This window comes from Streptomyces hyderabadensis (assembly GCF_020404845.1).
Taxonomy (GTDB): Bacteria; Actinomycetota; Actinomycetes; order Streptomycetales; family Streptomycetaceae; genus Streptomyces; species Streptomyces hyderabadensis.
Genome location: NZ_JAIOJZ010000006.1, coordinates 47,127 through 65,129, shown reverse-complemented (window position 1 = coordinate 65,129; position 18,003 = coordinate 47,127). Strand labels below are relative to the sequence as shown.

Sequence of the window (18,003 nt, the reverse complement as noted above, 5' to 3'; positions counted from 1 at the left end):
CGGCTCTCACTTGTCCTTCGCGAGTTCGTACGTCCGGTCCTTGTCGGGGACCGTGGTGTCGCCGCCGGGGGCCACCAGCGCGAGCCGGACGCGCCGGGCGAACGACTCGGCGTAGGTGATGCGCTGGGCGTCGATGGTGGACAGGGCGAAGGTGATGGGGACGGCGTCGGTGGGTTCGCGGTCGCGGCTGTCCTCGTCGGGTTCCAGCGAGGTGAGTTCGCCGACGTCGATGACCTCGGCGCCGGTCACGATGATCTTCGACTGGTCGGGGTCGCCCTCGCGCGCGCCCTCGAAGGTGGCGTACACGTTGACGGTGGAGCCCGGGGTGATCTTCCCGGCGACGCCGGTCGCCGCGTCGATCATGATGGCGACCTCCTGCTGTCCGGGCCGCAGGGCGGGCGTGTCGACGATCATGTCGCTCTGGAGCAGCGAGCCGGCCTTCAGCCTGGTCACGGCTATCTTGCCGCGGACCTGGGACAGGTCGGTGACGGCGTTCTCGGACAGCCAGCGCTCGGGCATCTCGATCTTCTCGAACTGTGCCGCGCCCAGCTCCGTGTAGGGCTCGATGTCGCTCTTCAGCCGGTACGCGGTCACCTCGGGGCCGACCTTGGACTTGACGTCGTTGATGACGGACAGCACGCCGGCGAAGGCGCCGAGGGCGCACAGGACCGAGACGACGAGCAGGACGATGCCGCGGCGCTGACGGGAGTTCATGGGCCGTGCAACCTCATCGGGGGGTGGTCGGACGTCCGGGCGGACGGGGGGCTGACAGCCGGAGGGGGCCGGCGGGGGCTGATCGGCGGACAGGGGGCTGATCGGGGCTGACGGGTGGAGCGGTACCGACCTACCCAGTCAGGGCCCGTCTCTCACGACGGCGGCCCAGGGCGGGGTCGCGGCGGTGGCCCAGCGCGCGCTCGCGGGCCGGGGCTGCGCCCCCTCCCCCGCCTCCTCCCGCTCCGCCTCCACCGTCGCCGTAGAGCGGCGCTGTCGCGGAGCAGAACACGCAGCGGTCGCCGATGACGTCGATGCCGCACCAGTGGCAGGCGCTTCGCCGTACGGAGGTGACGAGTTGGTAGAGGACGGAGAGGTCGGGGAGGTACGCGCAGAACTCGGTCAGCCGGCCCGTGCCCCACCAGGCGGCGGACTCGGCGGGCAGCGCCGTCTCGCGCAACCCCTGCACGCGCCAGGACGGGGCGAGGGTGCCGGTGACCCAGTCGGACGCGAGCTGCCCCTTGGCGACCAGCAGGCAGGTGCCGAACTCCGGTCCGGCCAGGGCCGCTTCGGGGCCGATGCGCACCAGCTGCGGCACGGGGTGGGCGACGACGCCGAACTGGCTGCCGGGCACCCAGGACCTGGCGTGCGCCTTCAGGTCCACGGGGACGTGGTCGAGCCGGGCGACGGAGCCGAGCAGGGCGCCGGCGTGGACGTAGTGGGTGAGCAGCCGGCCGGCGGAGGCGAGGACGCCGGGGGCGAGGTCGCAGGAGGCCAGCTGGCGCAACTGGCGGGCGAGTACGGCGATGCCGAGCGGTGGCAGGGGCGGCCGGAACAGCGCGATGCGGTCGGTCTCCAGGAGGGCGCGGACGGTGTGCAGGCGCCGTTCCACGCTCGCCGGGACGGCCTCGGAGCACACCACGATCACGTGTCCGTGCTGGTCGACCAGCGTCTGCAGCTCGGCCAGCACGTGTTCCAGGGGGCGCCGGTCGACGTCCTGGAGCACGGCCGCGGGCAGCGTCCGTTCGTCCTGCGGCGGCAGTGCCATGTCGGCACTGGTCACGGCAATGGCAGTTGGCACGCGCGGCTCCCCGTCTCCCATGCCCGTCGGTCCGCCGGTGTTACTCCGGCACACCCGGATGACTTCACTGCGTGACTACGTGAGCACTGTATCCACGCGTCTGTGACCGGAGAACAGCGTTTCTGTAGCTCTGGAACAACTTGCGTTGCACAAGGTGCGCCAAAACGGGGCAGGTTGAGCATTTTCCAGAGCGAGTCGACCGCCGCGCCCCGGCCGCGAAGTTGGTCCGTACCTACCCCTTGACACCTTCAATTGGTCTGGACCACCTTGTACGTCAGCGGTGGCCACCGTCCCCCATTCCGCCCCACCCCACCCCCGGAGGCAGCAGTGGACCCCGTAAGCAGACGGCGCGGCAGACGTCTCGGCTCCTTGACGGGCGCCGTCACCGCCGCCCTGGCCCTCGCGTTCACGGCCGTCGGCCCCGCGTCGGCCGCGGACGTCAACAACGCCAAGAACGCCGGTTTCGAGTCCGGCCTGAGCAACTGGACCTGCTCGGCCAACAGCGGCGCCACCGTCTCCTCCCCGGTGCACGCGGGCTCCGCCGCGCTCAAGGCCACCCCGGCGGGGCAGGACAACGCACGCTGTGCGCAGAGCGTCGCGGTGCGGCCCAACTCGACGTACTCGCTGAGCGCGTGGGTGCAGGGCGGCTACACCTACCTGGGCGTGACGGGCACGGGCACCACGGACGTGTCGACCTGGACCCCGGCCGCGGCCTCCTGGCAGCAGCTCAAGACGACCTTCACCACCGGCTCCTCGACGACCTCCGTGACGGTGTACACCCACGGCTGGTACGGGCAGTCGGCGTACTACGTCGACGACCTGTCCGTCTTCGGCCCCGACGGCGGTGGCGGCGACGGAGACCCCGACCCCACGGTGCCGTCCGCCCCGGCCGGTCTGAGCGTCTCCGGCACGACGCCGAACTCCGCCTCCCTCACCTGGAACACGGTCTCGGGCGCCACCGGCTACAACGTCTACCGCGACGGCACGAAGGTCACCGCGGTGACCGGCACGTCGGCGACGGTGACCGGCCTCGCCGCCTCGACCTCGTACTCCTTCCAGGTCACGGCGACGAACGCGGCCGGTGAGTCGGTGAAGTCTGCAGCGGTCACGGCCCGCACCACGGCGCCGGACGACGGCGGCAACGAGAGCGACCTGCCCAAGCACGCGGTGACCGGCTACTGGCAGAACTTCAACAACGGGGCCACGGTCCAGAAGATCTCCGACGTGCCGTCCGCGTACGACATCATCGCGGTGGCCTTCGCCGACGCGACCACGACGCCGGGCGCCGTGACCTTCAACCTCGACTCGGCCGGGCTCGGCGGCTACACCGTCGACCAGTTCAAGGCGGACGTCCGCGCCAAGAAGGCCGCGGGCAAGAAGGTCATCATCTCGGTGGGCGGCGAGAAGGGCACCGTCTCGGTGAACAGTGCCTCCTCCGCGACGAACTTCGCCAACTCGGTCTACTCCCTCATGCAGGAGTACGGCTTCGACGGTGTCGACATCGACCTGGAGAACGGGATCAACCCGACGTACATGACCCAGGCCCTGCGCGCCCTGTCGGCGAAGGCCGGCCCGGACATGATCCTCACCATGGCCCCGCAGACCATCGACATGCAGTCGACGCAGGGCGGCTACTTCCAGACGGCCCTGAACGTGAAGGACATCCTCACGGTCGTCAACATGCAGTACTACAACAGCGGCACGATGCTGGGCTGCGACGGCAAGGTGTACGCGCAGGGCACGGTCGACTTCCTCACCGCCCTGGCCTGCATCCAGCTGGAGGGCGGCCTCGACCCGTCCCAGGTCGGCCTCGGCCTGCCGGCCTCCACCCGCGCGGCGGGCGGCGGCTACGTCGCCCCGTCGGTGGTCAACGCCGCCCTGGACTGCCTCACCAAGGCGACCAACTGCGGCTCCTTCAAGCCGTCCAGGACCTACCCCGACCTGCGCGGCGCGATGACCTGGTCCACCAACTGGGACGCGACGGCGGGCAACGCCTGGTCCAGCGCGGTGGGCGCCCACGTCCACGCACTGCCGTAACTCCGACCGCCCCGGCACACCCTGAACGCCCCTGCCGACCCGGCCCCCGCCCGCTGCCTCGCGGACGGGGGTCGCCGTCGCTGTGAAACATTTCCGGGGGCCCACCGCATCAATGAGGTGTAGGCGGTACACGGCGGCGGTGGCTTCGGGGGAGCGTGTAGATGAGGCAGGGGCGGGCGGACGAGTACGCCGAGTTCGCGGTGGCGCGGGCCGGGCACCTGTACCGGTCCGCGTGTCTGCTCACCGCCGGGGACACGCATCTGGCCGAGGATCTCGTGCAGGAGACCTTCGGGCGGCTCTACGTGCGGTGGGGGCGGGTGTCGCGGGCGGAGAACCCGGCCGCGTACGCGCAGACCGTGCTCACCCGCGCCTTCCTCGCCCATCAGCGGCGGCGCAGCAGCGGGGAGCGGGCGACCGACGTCTTCCCCGATCTGCCCGGCGCCGGTGACGGGGACGCGTCCTTGCGCCTGACGCTGCTGGACGCGCTCGCGCGGCTGCCCGCCAAGGACCGGGCCGTCGTCGTCCTGCGCTACTGGGACGACCGCTCCGTCGAGCAGACCGCCGACGTGCTCGGCGTCAGTTCGGCGGCGGTGCGCACCCGGTGCTCGCGGGCGCTCGGCCGGCTGCGGGACCTGCTGGGCGAGGACCTCTCGGAGTACGCCAGACCCTAGTCGGCGCCTGCCCGGCCCGGCCCCGGACCGCCGACCGTCCGTCCGCCGCTGTCGACAGTTCATCTCAGACTCATTTGTGGAAAGGGTGGTTCGCCATGCTCGGAACCGATCGTCCCGACCCCTTCGAGGACCGTCTGTCCGCCGCCCTGCGCGACGCGGGTGACGACTTCCAGGCCGATCGCGCGGCCCTCGTCTCCGCCGGGCGGGTCCGGGGGCGGCGGGCCCTGCTGCGGCGCCGGACGGCCGTGGTGGGCGGGGTCGCCGGGGTCGCCCTGGCCGGGGTGGGCGGTGCGCTCGTCCTCCCGGCGGACGACCCGGCCGGCCACGACCGGGCCGGCGCCGCCTCCGCCGGCACCCCGAAGAGCACCGCGACCGCCGCCGCGACCGTCTTCACCGGCGACGACCTGCTGCGCGAACTCAAGGGCCTGCTGCCCCGCGGGACCTACGGCGAGGAGTCGGCCCGGGCCTCGGACCACCAGCTGGGTCCGGCCGCGCGGCTCGTGTACGACGACGGGGCCGGGGCCGCCGCCATCGGCATGGGCTTCGCGCGGGTGGAGCCGGGGAGCGCCCAGGTGCGGGAGCTGACGGCGTGCCCCGACCACAACGTCACGCCGTACGACGACTGCACCTCCGACCGGCTCCCCGACGGCTCGACGCTCAGGCTGTACCAGGGCTACGAGTATCCGGACCTGCGCGTGGACACCAAGCTCTGGACCGCCGACCTCGTCACCGCCGACGGACAGCACGTCAGCGTCTCCGAGTGGAACTCCCCCGCCGAGAAGGACGCACCGGTCAGCCGTGACGAGCCGCCGCTGTCCACCGAGCGGCTGCGGGAGCTCGTCACCGCCGGGGTGTGGCGCGAGGTGGTCGACGCCATCCCCAAGAGCCCGAAGCCGCCGCGGTCGACGGCGCCCCGCACCGAGCGGCCCGAGGTCTCCGGGAAGTCGGTCGGCGACACGCTCGCCGGGCTGCTCCCCGAGGGCTTGGGCGTCGTCACGCGCGGCGGGCAGGAGTCCGAGTACGCCTACCTCGTCGTGGACGACGGGCGGGGCCGCAGCCTCCTCCAGGTCAACGTCCAGTACGGCATGGCCGACGGCGCCGGGCAGGCGTACGCCGGCGGGGAGATCCTGCCCGACGGCACGCGTATCGTCACCCGGCAGGAGCCCGGCGAGAAGGCCGGTTCCGGCGTGCTGATGTGGACGGTGGACACGCTGCGCCCCGGACCGGCGGGCTTCCGCGTGGTGATCAGCGCCTTCAACACCGGCGACCAGAACAAGGACGCCACCCGCGACGCCCCCGCGCTGACCATGGAGCAGCTGCGGAAGATCGCGCTCAGCACGGAGTGGGACCGGTTGCGGTAGTCCGCCACGTGGTCGAGGAGCGCCGCCGCCGTTCGGGCGGCGGGCGACGGCTGTTCGGACCCGCCTACGAGAAGAACTCCGACCACGGCTGGTCCCAGATCTGCTTCACGCACAGGACGAGGAACAGCAGTCCGGCGACGGCCAGCATGCCGTTGCTGAGGCTGCCGTTGCGCCACTCGCGCGGGGTGCGGGAGGAGTTCAGGAGCCACATCAGGGTGAGGGCGAGGAAGGGCATGAAGGCGGCGCCCAGGACGCCGTAGATGATGATCAGGCGGAAGGGCTCGTCCTGGAAGAGCAGGACGATGGGCGGGAAGGTGAGCCAGAGCAGGTAGGCGCGGAAGGCCCAGGAGCGTTCGCGGCGGCCCGAGGCCAACTCGTCACCCCGCGCCTCGCGCTCGCCCCGGCGGCGGGCCAGGAAGTCGGCGAACATCAGGCTCACGCCGTGCCAGACGCCGATCAGCGAGGTGAAGCTGGTGGCGAAGAAGCCGACCAGGAAGAGCTTGCCGGTCGCCGTGCCGTACTCCTGCTCCAGGATGTCGCCGAGCTGGATCAGGCCCTTGTCGCCGCTCGCGATCGCGATGCCCGCCGAGTGGAGCAGTTCGGCGCCGACGAAGAGCATCGCGACGACGAAGATGCCGGTGGTGGCGTACGCGACCCGGTTGTCCAGGCGCATGACCTTCATCCAGCCGGTGTTGGTCCAGCCCTTGGCGTTGACCCAGTAGCCGTACGCGGCCAGCGTGATGGTGCCGCCCACGCCGCCGATCAGGCCCAGGGTGTTGAGGACGGAGTCCTTCTCGTCCGGGAGGACGGGCAGGAGTCCGGCGAAGGCGTCGCCCAGGTTCGGCGTGACGCGGATCGCCAGGTAGACGGTCACGACGAACATGACGCCCACCAGGACGGTCATGACCTTCTCGAAGACGTTGTACTTGTTGAACCAGACGAAGACCAGGCCCACCAGGCCGCAGGCGATGCCCCACCATTCCAGGCCCATCACGTCCGGGAAGAGCGCCTGGAGGGGGAGGGCGCTGGACGACATCGCCGCGGCGCCGTAGACGAAGCCCCAGATCACGGCGTAGATCGCGAAGAACCACGTGGTCCAGGGGCCGATGCTCGCCCAGCCGTCGAAGAGGGTGCGGCCGGTGGCCAGGTGCCAGCGGCCGCACGCCTCGGCGAGGGAGATCTTCACCAGACAGCCGATGATCGCGGCCCACAGCAGGGTGTAGCCGAAGTTGCTGCCCGCGATCAGAGTGGCCACGAGGTCGCCGGCGCCCACACCGGTCGCCGCCACGACGATGCCGGGGCCGATGTAGCGCCAACTGGACTTACGGGGGGCCGGGGCCGCCCCGCCGGATACGCCTGCCGCTGAGGTGTTGCCCGTGGTGTCCGCCATGGAGGTCAAGAAAGCCCATGGTCGCCGGTGCCACAAGAGGGTGTGCACCCATCTTCACCCGATGCGCTTACTCCGCGCGGGCCTTGGCCTCCTCGGCGCCCTTCTCTGCCGTGTCCGCCGGCTCCGGCGACTCCGGCGACTCCGGCGTATCTTCGGCCGGCTCTTCGGCCTCCGCTTCGGTTTCGGACTCCGTCTCGCCGTCCTCGAAGTACGCGTCCAGGACCTCGTCCAGGGCCGACTCCCACTCCGCGAAGCGGCTCCGGGACGAGGCCTCGATCTCGATCGGGTACCAGCGGCGGTCCGGCGTGTGCACCGTGACCGTGAACCGCTTGCCGAAGCGGCCGGTCTCCGTCTCGACGGCCCCGACCTCGTCCCAGCGGAACTCGCACTCCTGGTCGTCGAGGGACAGGCGTACGCCCCTGTGGTCCGCGACGATCTTGGCGCGGCGGTCGGCGGCCTCGAAGACGGGGCCGTCCACCGGCGCCTCGTCGTCCGGTTCGTCGGCGTCCTCGGCGGACGGGTCGCCGGCTTCCGCGGGCTCCGGGGACTCCGAGGGCTCCTCGGTCTCCGCGTCGGCGTCCTCGCCCGCCTCGTCCGCGTCGCGTCTCACGTCCTCCGGCTCACCGGACACGGGTGCGGTGAGCCCGGGGATGAATGCCGGGTCGAATCCGGCGCCTTCCAGGGGCTGGCTCGTCGATCCTCTGCGCTGCTCCACGCGGGCAGTATGGTCGACGATCCTGTGCCGGACACAGCCAGCCCCAACTTCGTTATCAGACGCCTACACGAGCCGCCCGCACGAGTCGCCCGTACGAGCCGCCTACACGAACAGGCTCACCACCGCCGCCACCACGAACCCGGCGACCGACAGCACGCTCTCCAGCACGGTCCACGTCTTGAGCGTGTCCCGCTCGCTGATGCCGAAGTACTTGGCGACCATCCAGAAGCCGCCGTCGTTGACGTGCGAGGCGAAGATGGAACCGGCCGAGATGGCCATGATGACCAGGGCGACGAACGCCTGCGAGTGGTCTCCCTCGGCGAGCAGCGGCGCCACGATGCCCGCCGTCGTCACGATGGCCACCGTCGCCGAGCCCTGGGCGACCCGCAGCACCACGGAGATCAGGTAGGACAGGACGATCACCGGCAGGCCGACGTCGTTGAAGGTGTCGGAGAGCGCCTGCGCGACGCCGCTGGCCTTCAGGACGGCGCCGAAGACCCCGCCCGCGCCGACCACCAGCAGGATGTTGCCGACCGGCTTCAGCGAGGCCGTCGAGACGGTCTCCAGGGACTTGCGGGACCAGCCGCGCCGGATGCCCAGCAGGTAGTAGGCGAGGAGCAGGGCGATGGTCAGGGCGACGAACGGGTTGCCGAAGAACTCGATCACCGAGCGGAGGGTGGAAGGGTCCAGGGCGATGGAGGAGAAGGTCGCGGCGAGGATCAGGACCAGCGGGGTGCCGATGATGCCGAGGACCGTGCCGAGCGCGACCGGGGTCTCGGTGGGCGCGACGCCCGCCTTGCGCTGCTCCTCGACGACGGCCTGCTTGGCCTCCTCGGCCGCCTCGACCATGTCCTGCGGCACCGGCACGAAGATGCGGCGGCCGATCCAGGCGGAGAACACCCAGGCGGCGAGGACGGCGGGGATGCCGCAGACGATGCCCATGAGGATGATCCAGCCGAGCTTGACGTTCAGCAGCCCGGCGGCGGCCACCGGGCCGGGGTGCGGCGGCAGGAAGGCGTGGGTCATGGACAGGCCGGCCAGCAGCGGCAGGCAGTAGAGCAGGATCGACTTGCCGGAGCGCTTGGCGGCGGCGTAGACGATGGGCGCGAGGACGAAGATGCCCACGTCGAAGAAGACCGGGATGCCGAAGATCAGACCGGTGAGGCCCATGGCGAGCGGGGCGCGCTTCTCCCCGAACAGGCCGAGCAGCCGTGCGGCCAGCACCTGTGCGCCGCCGCTGACTTCGAGGATCGCGCCGAGCATGGTGCCCAGGCCGATGATGATGGCGACGTGGCCGAGGATGCCGCCCATGCCGGACTCGATGGTCGAGACGGCGTCCGACTTCTGGACGGTGCCGAAGAGTTCGGTCACCGACAGGCCGGCGAGCAGGCCGACGGCTATGGAGACGGCGAGCAGCGCGACGAAGGGCTGCAGGCGCACCTTGATGATGAGGAAGAGCAGCAGCGCGATGCCGATCGCGGCGACGGTCAGCAGGCCGGCCGTGCCGTCGATCAGGGTGAGCAGTCCACCGGTGTGGGGCGGGGCCTCGGAGCCGGAGGCGGCGGCGAACTGGAGGGACGGATAGGACATGCGGGGGTCCTCTGGATAAGTACATGGAGCTTTCGGGCAGGGTGGAGCGCGGCACGGCGCCCCCGGGGGCGGGGGACGCCGTGCCGTTCACAGACAGACAGTCAGACAGGCGGTACGGAGGGACGGAGGGACGGTCAGCCGAGGACGGCGAGCGCGTCGATCTCGATGAGGAGGCCGGCCGGCAGACCGACGTACACCGTGGTGCGCGCGGCGGGCGGCTGGGTGAGGCCCTGCTCCTCGAAGTAGGCGTTGTAGATCTCGTTCATCTCGGCGAAGTGGTCCACGTCGGTGAGGTAGACGCGGAGCATCATCACGTCGTCCCAGGAGGCGCCGCCCTCCTCCAGGATCGCCTTGACGTTGGCGAGGGTCTGGAGGGTCTGCTCGCGCAGGGTCGGGCCGGCCGGGGTGGGGGCCTTGCCCTCCTCGTGGGGCAGGAAGCCGACCTGGCCGGCGACCTGGAGGATGTTGCCCTTCTTCACGCCGTGGGAGAACTTCGCCGGGGGGACGGTGTGGGTCGCGGGGGTGAGAGCGATCTTGTCGGTCATGCGGTGACTTCCTTGACTGGGGTCCTGCCGGAGTACTCGCCGCTGATGGCGTCCGCCGTACGGCGCACCAGCGGGAGCAGGGTGAGGAGTTCCTCGGCGGTGACGACGACGTTCGGCGCGGAGACCGACATCGCGGCGACCACCCGGCCGTCGGCGCCCCGGATGGGCGCGGCGACGCAGTTGATGGACTCCTCGTGGCCACCGAGGTCGGTGGCCCAGCCCTGTTCGCGCACCTTGGCGAGTTCCTTGAGGAACCCGTCGGCGTTCGGTGTCGAACGGGCCGTGTACATGGGGTAGTCGAGCTGCTCGGCCACGGCCCGGCGCTCGTTCTCGGGGAGGTCGGCCAGCAGCAGCTTGGCGACGGCGGCGACGGTGATGGCGACGGGCTTGCCGATCCGCGAGTACATGCGGACCGGGTAGCGGCTCTCGACCTTGTCGATGTAGAGGACCTCGTCCTCCTCGTGGACGGCGAGGTGGACGGTGTGTCCGACCTGTTCGTTGAGGCGGACCAGGTGGGGGTGGGCGATCTCGCGGACGTCGAGGTTCTCCATCGCCTCCTGGGCGAGGGAGATGAGCCGGGCGCCGAGGCGGTAGCGCTGGTCGGACTGCCGGTAGACGAAGCCGTGTTCGTGGAGGGTGCGCAGCAGGCGCAGGGCCGTGGACTTGTGCACGCCCAGGCGCTCGGCGACCCGGCCCAGGTCGGCGGGGCCCTCGGCGAGCAGCGGCAGGATGCTCAGCGCGCGGTCGACGGTCTGGCTCATGGTGTGCGTACCTCCTCCTCGGCCCCTTCCGCGGCGTGTGTCCAGCCGGGGCCGAGTCGCAGTCTCCCCCACGCGGCGTCGTCGAGGGCGGCCAGCCGGTCGGCGTGGTCGCGGGCGGGCGGCGCGGCGAGGTCGCCGGGGGCGGTGAGGGCGGCGGCGGCCATCAGGTGGCCGTGGCGCAGGCGCTCGCGCACGGGCTTGTCGCGCAGGGTGGCGGAGAGGAACCCGGCGGCGAAGGCGTCGCCCGCGCCGACGGCGGCGACGACGTCGACGGTGAGCGCGGGGACGGAGGTCACCTCGTCGGCGCCGCCGCCGGTGCGGTGGAAGGCGGTGGCGCCGTCGGCGCCCTGCTTGACGACGAGCAGTTCCGGTTCCGGCAGCGCGGCGCGGACGGCCTCGGGTCCGCCGAGACCCCAGGCGTCCCGTGCCTCGTCGTCGCCGACGAAGACGAGGTCGGCGCCGCGGGCCAGGTCGAGGAGCACCTCGGGTCCGTGGCCGTGACCGGCGTCGCGCCACAGGCCGGGGCGGTGGTTGACGTCGAAGGAGACGAGGGGGCGGCCGGGGCGGCGGGCGGTCAGCTCGCGCGTCAGGTCCAGGCAGTCGGCGGAGAGCGCGGGCGTGATGCCGGACAGGTGCAGGACGCGGCCGGAGCGGACCGCGTCGAGGTCCATGGTGTCGACGGACATCGCGGAGGCGGCCGAGCCCGCCCGGTAGTACGCGACCTCGTGGGCGTCGGTGGCGCGGTCGCCCGCGGTGCGGAAGTAGATGCCGGTCGGGCGGGCGGGGTCGCGGCGCACGGCGCGGACGTCGACGCCGTAGGCGCCGATCGCCTCGACGAGGTGGTCGCCGAAGCCGTCGGCGCCGACCCGGCCGGCCCAGCGCGCGGAGTGTCCGGCGGCGGCGAGCACGCAAGCCACGTTGGACTCGGCGCCGCCGATGGCCCGGTCGAAGGAGGGGACGTCGGCGAGGCGCCCGGGGCGGGAGGGCAGGAAGGTGACCATGGACTCGCCGAGCGCTACGACGTCCACGACGTCGGGGGCGGTGCTGGTGCGTCCGATGGCGGTCACGATGGTGGGGGCTCCTCGTCGCGTGTGGCGGGCGGCTGCTCCGTTGACCCCGCGTTCGCCGAGATGTTAGACAGCAGTAAGCGATATACGCAACGGTCGTTGCAAGTGTTGCAACACACTCGCGACGCATCAGATCAGGGAGGCTCCATGGCCCTCGACACCGGCTCTCCGCACGGCCGCGAAGCCCTCGCCAGACTGGCCGAGGAGCACGTCGACCACCGTTTCAAGGGCCTCCCTCCGGACGCGTACGGTCTGACCCTCGCCGAGCTGGCCGGACAGCGCCGCAACCTCTTCACCGGCGGTTTCACCACCCCCGTCCTCGCGCTGTCCGCCGAGCGCCTGGAGCACAACCTGAAGCTGATGGAGACCTACTCCGCCCGGCACGGCCTCGCCTTCGCGCCGCACGGCAAGACCTCCATGGCCCCGCAGCTCTTCCACCGCCAGATCGAACACGGCGCCTGGGGCATCACCCTCGCCGTACCGCACCAGGTGCGGGTGGCGCGCGCCTTCGGCATCGAGCGGGTCTTCCTGGCCAACGAGCTGGTCGACGCCGCCGCCCTGCGCTGGATCTCCTCCCAGCTGGACGCCGACCCGGACTTCCGCTTCGTCTGCTACGTCGACTCCGTGCGCGGCGTGCAGCTGATGGACGCGGCCCTGACGGACGCGGGCGCCGCCCGTCCGGTGGACGTCGTGGTGGAGCTGGCCGCCGGTGCGGGCGCCCGGACCGGCGTGCGCACCGAGGCCGAGTGCGCCGCGGTCGCCGACGCGGTGGCCGGGACGCGGACGCTGCGGCTGGCCGGGGTCGCCGGGTACGAGGGCGAGGTGCCGGACGCCGATCCGGAGCGCGTGCACGCCTGGCTGCGGCGGCTGGTCGCGCTCGCCGTCGACTTCGACAAGGCGGGGCGGTTCGACGGCCTGGCGGAGATCGTGCTGAGCGCGGGCGGCAGCGCCTGGTTCGACGCGGTGGCCGACGTGTTCGCCGAGGTGCCCGAGCTGTCCCGGCCGGTGCTGAAGCTGCTGCGCTCCGGTGCTTACGTCTCCCACGACGACGGCCACTACCGCGAGCTGACCCCCTTCAACCGGGTCCCCGAGGAGGGCGCCCTGGAGCCCGCCTTCCGGCTGTGGAGCCAGGTCGTCTCCCGCCCCTCCCCCGGGCAGGCGTTCACCAACGCGGGCAAGCGGGACGCGGCGTACGACCTGCACCTGCCCTTCGCCCAGGTGGTGCGCCCCTCGGACGGCGGCCCGGAGCGCCCGGCGACCGGCATCACGGTGACCGGCCTGTCCGACCAGCACGCCTGGCTGCGCACCGCCCCGGACGCGGACCTGGAGGTGGGCGACTGGGTCGGGGCGGGCCTGTCGCACCCCTGCACGTCCTTCGACAAGTGGCAGCTCATCCCGGTCGCCGAGGCGGACGGGACGGTCGTCGACTACATCCGCACGTTCTTCTAGGACGCCCGAGAACACCTGGGAAAGGGAGCCGGACATGGAAGAGCTGGTCATCAGGGACGCGGACGTCGTCGACGGCTCCGGGGCGGACGGGTACCGCGCGGACGTCGTGGTCGACGGCGGCCGGATCGTCTCCATCGTCAAGGAGGCGGCGGCCGCCGGCTGCCAGCGCCCGAAGGCACGCCGTGAGCTGGACGCCGAGGGCCTGGTCCTGTCGCCCGGCTTCATCGACATGCACGCCCACAGCGACCTGGCGCTGCTGCGGGACCCCGATCACAGCGCCAAGGCCGCGCAGGGCGTCACCCTGGAGGTCATCGGCCAGGACGGGCTGTCGTACGCGCCGGTCGACGACCGCACCCTCGGCGAGGTCCGCCGCGCGATCGCCGGGTGGAACGGCCCCGGCGACGACATCGACTTCGACTGGCGCTCGGTCGGCGAGTACCTGGACCGGCTCGACCGCGGCATCGCGGTCAACGCCGCCTACCTGATCCCGCAGGGCACGGTGCGCGCCCTCGCCGTCGGCTGGGACGACCGGGAGGCGACCGAGGGCGAGCTGGAGCACATGCGGCGCCTGGTCGCCGAGGGCCTGGAGCAGGGCGCGGTCGGCATGTCGTCCGGGCTGACGTACACGCCGGGCATGTACGCCAAGGACGCGGAGCTGACCGAGCTGTGCCGGGTGGTGGCCTCGTACGACGGCTACTACTGCCCGCACCACCGCTCCTACGGGGCCGGGGCGCTCCAGGCGTACCAGGAGATGGTGCAGCTGACCCGGGAGGCGGACTGCCCGCTGCACCTGGCGCACGCCACCATGAACTTCGGCGTCAACAAGGGCAAGGCGCCCGAGCTGCTGGCGCTGCTCGACGGGGCGCTGGCCGACGGCGCCGACATCACGCTCGACACCTACCCGTACACCCCCGGCTGCACCACCCTCGTGGCGATGCTGCCGAGCTGGGCGAGCGAGGGCGGCCCGGAGCAGATCATGAAGCGGCTGTCGGACGACGACACCGCGGAGCGCATCCGCCACCACGTCGAGGAGACCGGCTCCGACGGCTGCCACGGCGTGCCGATGGAGTGGGACACGATCGAGATCTCCGGCACGGGCGACCCGGCGCTCGGTGAGTACGTCGGCCGCACGGTCGCGGAGTCGGCCGCCCTGCGCGGCGAGACCCCGTGGACGGTGGCCCGCAACCTGCTCCTGGCCGACCGGCTGGCCCCGACGATCCTCCAGCACGTCGGGCACGAGGAGAACGTCCGCGCGATCATGCGGCACCGCGTCCACACCGGCGGCTCGGACGGCATCCTCCAGGGCACCAAGCCGCACCCGCGCGCCTACGGCACCTTCCCGCACTACCTGGGCCACTACGTGCGCGAGCTGGGCGTGCTCTCCCTGGAGGAGTGCGTGGCCCACCTCACCTCGCGCGCGGCCGCCCGGCTGCGGCTGCCGGACCGGGGCCTGGTCCGCGAGGGGTACCGGGCCGACCTGGTGCTCTTCGACCCGGCGACGGTCGCGGCCGGCAGCACCTACGAGGACCCGCGGGTGCTGCCGACGGGCATCCCGTACGTGCTGGTCGACGGGCGGTTCGTGATGGAGGACGGGCGGCGCACGGACGTACTGGCGGGGCGGTCGGTGCGCCGGGTTCCGCGCTGAGCGCGGGGCCGGTGCGGCGGGACCCGCCGGACCGGCCCCGGCCCGGTGGTCAGGGCTTGGGCAGGACGCAGCCGCTGCGCGCGAGGTCGAGCTTGCTGTCGAGGCCGAAGCAGGCGGGGATCTGGTAGGTCTGCTGGCCGTAGTTGATGCCCTCGCGGACCGTCACGGTGCCGTCCTCGGCGACCTCGCAGGGGTTGTTGTCGGTGCAGCGCCCGCCGTCCTCGTTGCCCGTGTTGTTGACGGCGACGACCTTGCCGGTGGCGTTGTCGACCACCGGCGATCCGGAGGTGCCGCCGATGGTCTGGCAGGCGGAGGTGTAGCGGACCGAGTCCTTCCAGGTCCACTCCCCCTCCTTGAGGCGGTAGGCGAACCCGTCGACGGCGCAGGCGTAGGTGCGCTTCCAGTAGCCGGAGACGACGGTGATCGCGGTGCCGGCCGTGGGACGGGTGTCGTTCAGGGTGAGCGGGCTGATCCCGTAGGAGCCGCGGATCTGGGCGTACGTGCTGGTGAGCTGGTAGAGCGAGACGTCCGTGTCGGTCATCGTCGCGTAGGCGATCTTGCTCGCCCGCAGGGTGCCGACGCGGGTGCCGGAGGCGTTGAGCAGCCCGAAGGTGCGGCTGGAGGGCTGGTCCACGACGACCTCGCCGGCCGCCGGGAAGCCGGTCTCCAGACAGTGGCCGTTGGACATGACCAGCGCCGGGTCGTCGTCCTCGGAGGCGGGCAGGCGCACCAGGGAGCCGGAGCAGTTGCTGAGCGCGACGGTCCCGGCGAAGGACACGGCCCGGGCGGCGGGAGCCGCGGGTGACGCGGGAGCAGCGGGAGCCGCGGAGGCCGCAGGGGCGGCGGAGGCCGCAGGGGCGGCGGAGGCCGCAGGGGCGGCGGAGGTCGCAGGTGCCGCGGGAGCCGCGGCCGCCGGTGCCACGCCGACCCCGGTGACGGCCAGGGTGGCGAGCGCGGCAAGGAGAGGCTTGTTCATGTGGGGGTCCCCTCTTTGGAGGGCACCGGCCGGAGATCGTCCGGGCGGCGCCGCTTTGTCATGAGCATTCTCACGACAGAGAGGGGTGCGGACAAGGGCCGGTAACCGGCCGCCAGTTGGCGCGAACGGACCCACCGGGCACCGTCACGGGCGGCCGGGGCCACCCGGACAGGCGCGTCTCACGTGGTGGAAAACACGGCCCATGGGTCGTAACCGGGTCGTAAGCTCACGGACATGCAGGTGATCCAGTCGACCAAGCTCGCCAACGTCTGTTACGAGATCCGGGGCCCGGTGCTCGAGGAGGCGATGCGGCTGGAGGCGGCCGGTCACCGCATCCTGAAGCTGAACACCGGAAACCCTGCCGCCTTCGGCTTCGAGTGCCCGCCGGAGATCCTGGAGGACATCCTCCGCAACGTCTCCACGGCACACGGCTACGGCGACGCGAAGGGCCTGCTGGCGGCCCGCCGGGCGGTCGTCATGCACAACCAGACCCTCGGCATCGAGACGGACGTCGAGCACGTCTTCATCGGCAACGGCGTCTCCGAGCTGATCGTGATGGCGATGCAGGGCCTGCTGGACGACGGCGACGAGGTGCTCGTCCCGGCCCCGGACTACCCGCTGTGGACGGCCGCCGTCTCGCTGTCCGGCGGCACGGCGGTGCATTACCGCTGCGACGAGCAGTCCGACTGGATGCCCGACCTCGCGGACCTGGAGCGGAAGATCACCGACCGCACCAAGGCGCTCGTGATCATCAACCCGAACAACCCGACGGGCGCGGTCTACGACGAGGCGATGGTGCGCGCACTGACCGACATCGCCCGCCGGCACAACCTGCTGGTCTGCTCCGACGAGATCTACGACAAGATCCTGTACGACGAGGCCACCCACACCCCGACCGCCGCCATCGCCCCGGACCTGCTGACCCTCACCTTCAACGGCATGTCGAAGGCGTACCGGGTGGCCGGCTACCGGGTCGGCTGGATGTCGATCTCCGGACCCCGCGCGCACGCCGAGTCCTACATCGAGGGCCTGACGATCCTGGCGAACATGCGGCTGTGCGCCAACATGCCGGGCCAGCACGGCGTGGTCGCGGCGCTCAGCGGACGGCAGACCATCAACGAGCTGGTGCTGCCGGGCGGGCGGCTGCGCGAGCAGCGGGACGCCGCGCACGAGGCGCTGACCAGCATTCCCGGTGTGACCTGCGTGAAGCCGAAGGGCGCGCTCTACCTCTTCCCGCGGCTCGACCCCAAGGTCTTCAAGATCAAGGACGACCGGCAGATGGTCCTGGACCTGCTGCGCCAGGAGAAGATCATGGTGGTCCAGGGCACCGGGTTCAACTGGCCCGAGCCCGACCACTTCCGGGTGGTGACCCTGCCGACGGCCGTGGACCTGCGCGAGGCGGTGACCCGGATCGGGAACTTCCTGGACGGGTACGGCCAGCCCTGAACAGCGGCCGCGCCCCCCTGAGGCTTCACTGGAGGAGTTTCCCGAACGCCGTCAACTTTAGATTGGATCTAATGTAGGATGGTTTCCTGAAGCACTCAGGAGGCCATCCCATGTACGAGCCGATCCGCAGCAAGTCGGTCCACAGCACGATGGCCGGCAGCACCACGGACTTCCCCCACCGGTCCCGGGACGAGGAGCTGGACATCCAGCTCGCCGGCCATCTCGCGGCCCTGCTCGCCGTCACGGACGAGCTGCGCGCGCTGGCGCCCGAGCCCGGTCTGGACACCGCCGCCGACCGGCTCGCCGAGCAGGTGGCCCGGCTGCGGGGAGGCCGGGCGCCGGTCCGCCTGCAGGTGGCCGCCACCCGCCCGGAGCCGTGTCCGGCGGCGCTGCACCGGCGGGCGCACACCCTGGCGGCCCGCGCCCTGGTGGTCGCCGCCTCCCGCGCCGACACGGCGGTCGCGATCCTGACCGCCGAGCGCATGGACGCGCACTCCGCGGCCCTGGAGCCGCGCGAGCTCGCGGCCGGCTGAGCCCTCCCGGGCCCCCTCTACGGCC

16 protein-coding genes are annotated in these 18,003 nt (G+C 71.9%); 7 read left to right on the top strand and 9 right to left on the bottom strand.

Features of this window, described 5'->3' with window-relative positions; translation table 11 throughout:
* Positions 1 to 6: 6 nt before the first annotated feature.
* Together cpaB and K7854_RS07050 are read right to left on the bottom strand one after the other, a co-directional pair.
* Positions 7 to 714, bottom strand: a complete 708-nt coding sequence (gene cpaB / locus K7854_RS07055; protein WP_226025499.1) for a Flp pilus assembly protein CpaB — start codon at positions 712 to 714, stop codon at positions 7 to 9.
* A gap of 130 nt (positions 715 to 844) precedes the next feature.
* Entirely contained in the window at positions 845 to 1,813 is a 969-nt protein-coding gene (locus K7854_RS07050) for a hypothetical protein (protein ID WP_226025498.1), read from the bottom strand.
* Between the two features lie 306 nt (positions 1,814 to 2,119).
* Here K7854_RS07050 and K7854_RS07045 point away from each other — a divergent pair, with 306 nt between their 5' ends.
* The 3 genes from K7854_RS07045 (at position 2,120) to K7854_RS07035 (ending at position 5,861) form a co-directional block, all read left to right on the top strand.
* Positions 2,120 to 3,829: a chitinase gene (locus K7854_RS07045; RefSeq protein ID WP_226025497.1), complete on the top strand. Its 1,710-nt coding sequence runs from the start codon at positions 2,120 to 2,122 to the stop codon at positions 3,827 to 3,829.
* 161 nt (positions 3,830 to 3,990) lie between these two features.
* Positions 3,991 to 4,500, top strand: coding sequence for a SigE family RNA polymerase sigma factor (locus K7854_RS07040; protein WP_189738439.1), 510 nt, complete (start codon positions 3,991 to 3,993; stop codon positions 4,498 to 4,500).
* 95 nt (positions 4,501 to 4,595) lie between these two features.
* The gene (locus K7854_RS07035) at positions 4,596 to 5,861 is read left to right on the top strand and encodes a hypothetical protein (protein WP_226025496.1); all 1,266 of its coding nucleotides are present in this window, start codon (positions 4,596 to 4,598) and stop codon (positions 5,859 to 5,861) included.
* A gap of 64 nt (positions 5,862 to 5,925) precedes the next feature.
* Here K7854_RS07035 and K7854_RS07030 read toward each other — a convergent pair whose 3' ends face one another.
* The 6 genes from K7854_RS07030 to K7854_RS07005 form a co-directional block, all read right to left on the bottom strand.
* Entirely contained in the window at positions 5,926 to 7,251 is a 1,326-nt protein-coding gene (locus tag K7854_RS07030; RefSeq protein ID WP_226025495.1) for an Nramp family divalent metal transporter, read from the bottom strand.
* Between the two features lie 67 nt (positions 7,252 to 7,318).
* Positions 7,319 to 7,966 (bottom strand): hypothetical protein, encoded by a 648-nt coding sequence (locus K7854_RS07025; protein ID WP_226025494.1) that lies wholly within the window; start codon positions 7,964 to 7,966, stop codon positions 7,319 to 7,321.
* Positions 7,967 to 8,068: 102 nt separating this feature from the next.
* The gene (locus K7854_RS07020; RefSeq protein WP_226025493.1) at positions 8,069 to 9,556 is read right to left on the bottom strand and encodes a GntP family permease; all 1,488 of its coding nucleotides are present in this window, start codon (positions 9,554 to 9,556) and stop codon (positions 8,069 to 8,071) included.
* A 134-nt stretch (positions 9,557 to 9,690) separates the two neighbouring features.
* A complete protein-coding gene (locus K7854_RS07015) occupies positions 9,691 to 10,101 on the bottom strand; it encodes a RidA family protein (RefSeq protein ID WP_226025492.1) in 411 nt (136 codons plus the stop codon).
* Positions 10,098 to 10,862 (bottom strand): IclR family transcriptional regulator, encoded by a 765-nt coding sequence (locus K7854_RS07010; protein WP_226025491.1) that lies wholly within the window; start codon positions 10,860 to 10,862, stop codon positions 10,098 to 10,100. The genes K7854_RS07015 and K7854_RS07010 overlap by 4 nt, the downstream gene beginning before the upstream one ends.
* Positions 10,859 to 11,929: a sugar kinase gene (locus K7854_RS07005; protein WP_226025490.1), complete on the bottom strand. Its 1,071-nt coding sequence runs from the start codon at positions 11,927 to 11,929 to the stop codon at positions 10,859 to 10,861. The genes K7854_RS07010 and K7854_RS07005 overlap by 4 nt, the downstream gene beginning before the upstream one ends.
* A 147-nt stretch (positions 11,930 to 12,076) precedes the next feature.
* On the opposite strand from K7854_RS07005, the gene K7854_RS07000 reads away from it, so the two are divergent.
* Together K7854_RS07000 and K7854_RS06995 are read left to right on the top strand one after the other, a co-directional pair.
* The gene (locus K7854_RS07000) at positions 12,077 to 13,378 is read left to right on the top strand and encodes an amino acid deaminase (protein WP_226025489.1); all 1,302 of its coding nucleotides are present in this window, start codon (positions 12,077 to 12,079) and stop codon (positions 13,376 to 13,378) included.
* A 34-nt stretch (positions 13,379 to 13,412) separates the two neighbouring features.
* On the top strand, positions 13,413 to 15,023 hold the full coding sequence (locus K7854_RS06995; protein WP_226025488.1) for an N-acyl-D-amino-acid deacylase family protein: 1,611 nt from the start codon (positions 13,413 to 13,415) through the stop codon (positions 15,021 to 15,023).
* Between the two features lie 49 nt (positions 15,024 to 15,072).
* Here K7854_RS06995 and K7854_RS06990 read toward each other — a convergent pair whose 3' ends face one another.
* Positions 15,073 to 15,999, bottom strand: a complete 927-nt coding sequence (locus K7854_RS06990; RefSeq protein ID WP_226025487.1) for a S1 family peptidase — start codon at positions 15,997 to 15,999, stop codon at positions 15,073 to 15,075.
* Positions 16,000 to 16,233: 234 nt separating this feature from the next.
* Between K7854_RS06990 and K7854_RS06985 the strand changes: the two genes are divergently transcribed.
* The gene (locus K7854_RS06985; protein ID WP_226025486.1) at positions 16,234 to 17,445 is read left to right on the top strand and encodes a pyridoxal phosphate-dependent aminotransferase; all 1,212 of its coding nucleotides are present in this window, start codon (positions 16,234 to 16,236) and stop codon (positions 17,443 to 17,445) included.
* A 110-nt stretch (positions 17,446 to 17,555) separates the two neighbouring features.
* Positions 17,556 to 17,978 carry an SCO4983 family protein gene (locus tag K7854_RS06980; protein WP_226025485.1) on the top strand — a complete coding sequence of 141 codons (423 nt, stop codon included), beginning with the start codon at positions 17,556 to 17,558 and terminating at the stop codon, positions 17,976 to 17,978.
* Positions 17,979 to 18,003 lie beyond the last annotated feature (25 nt).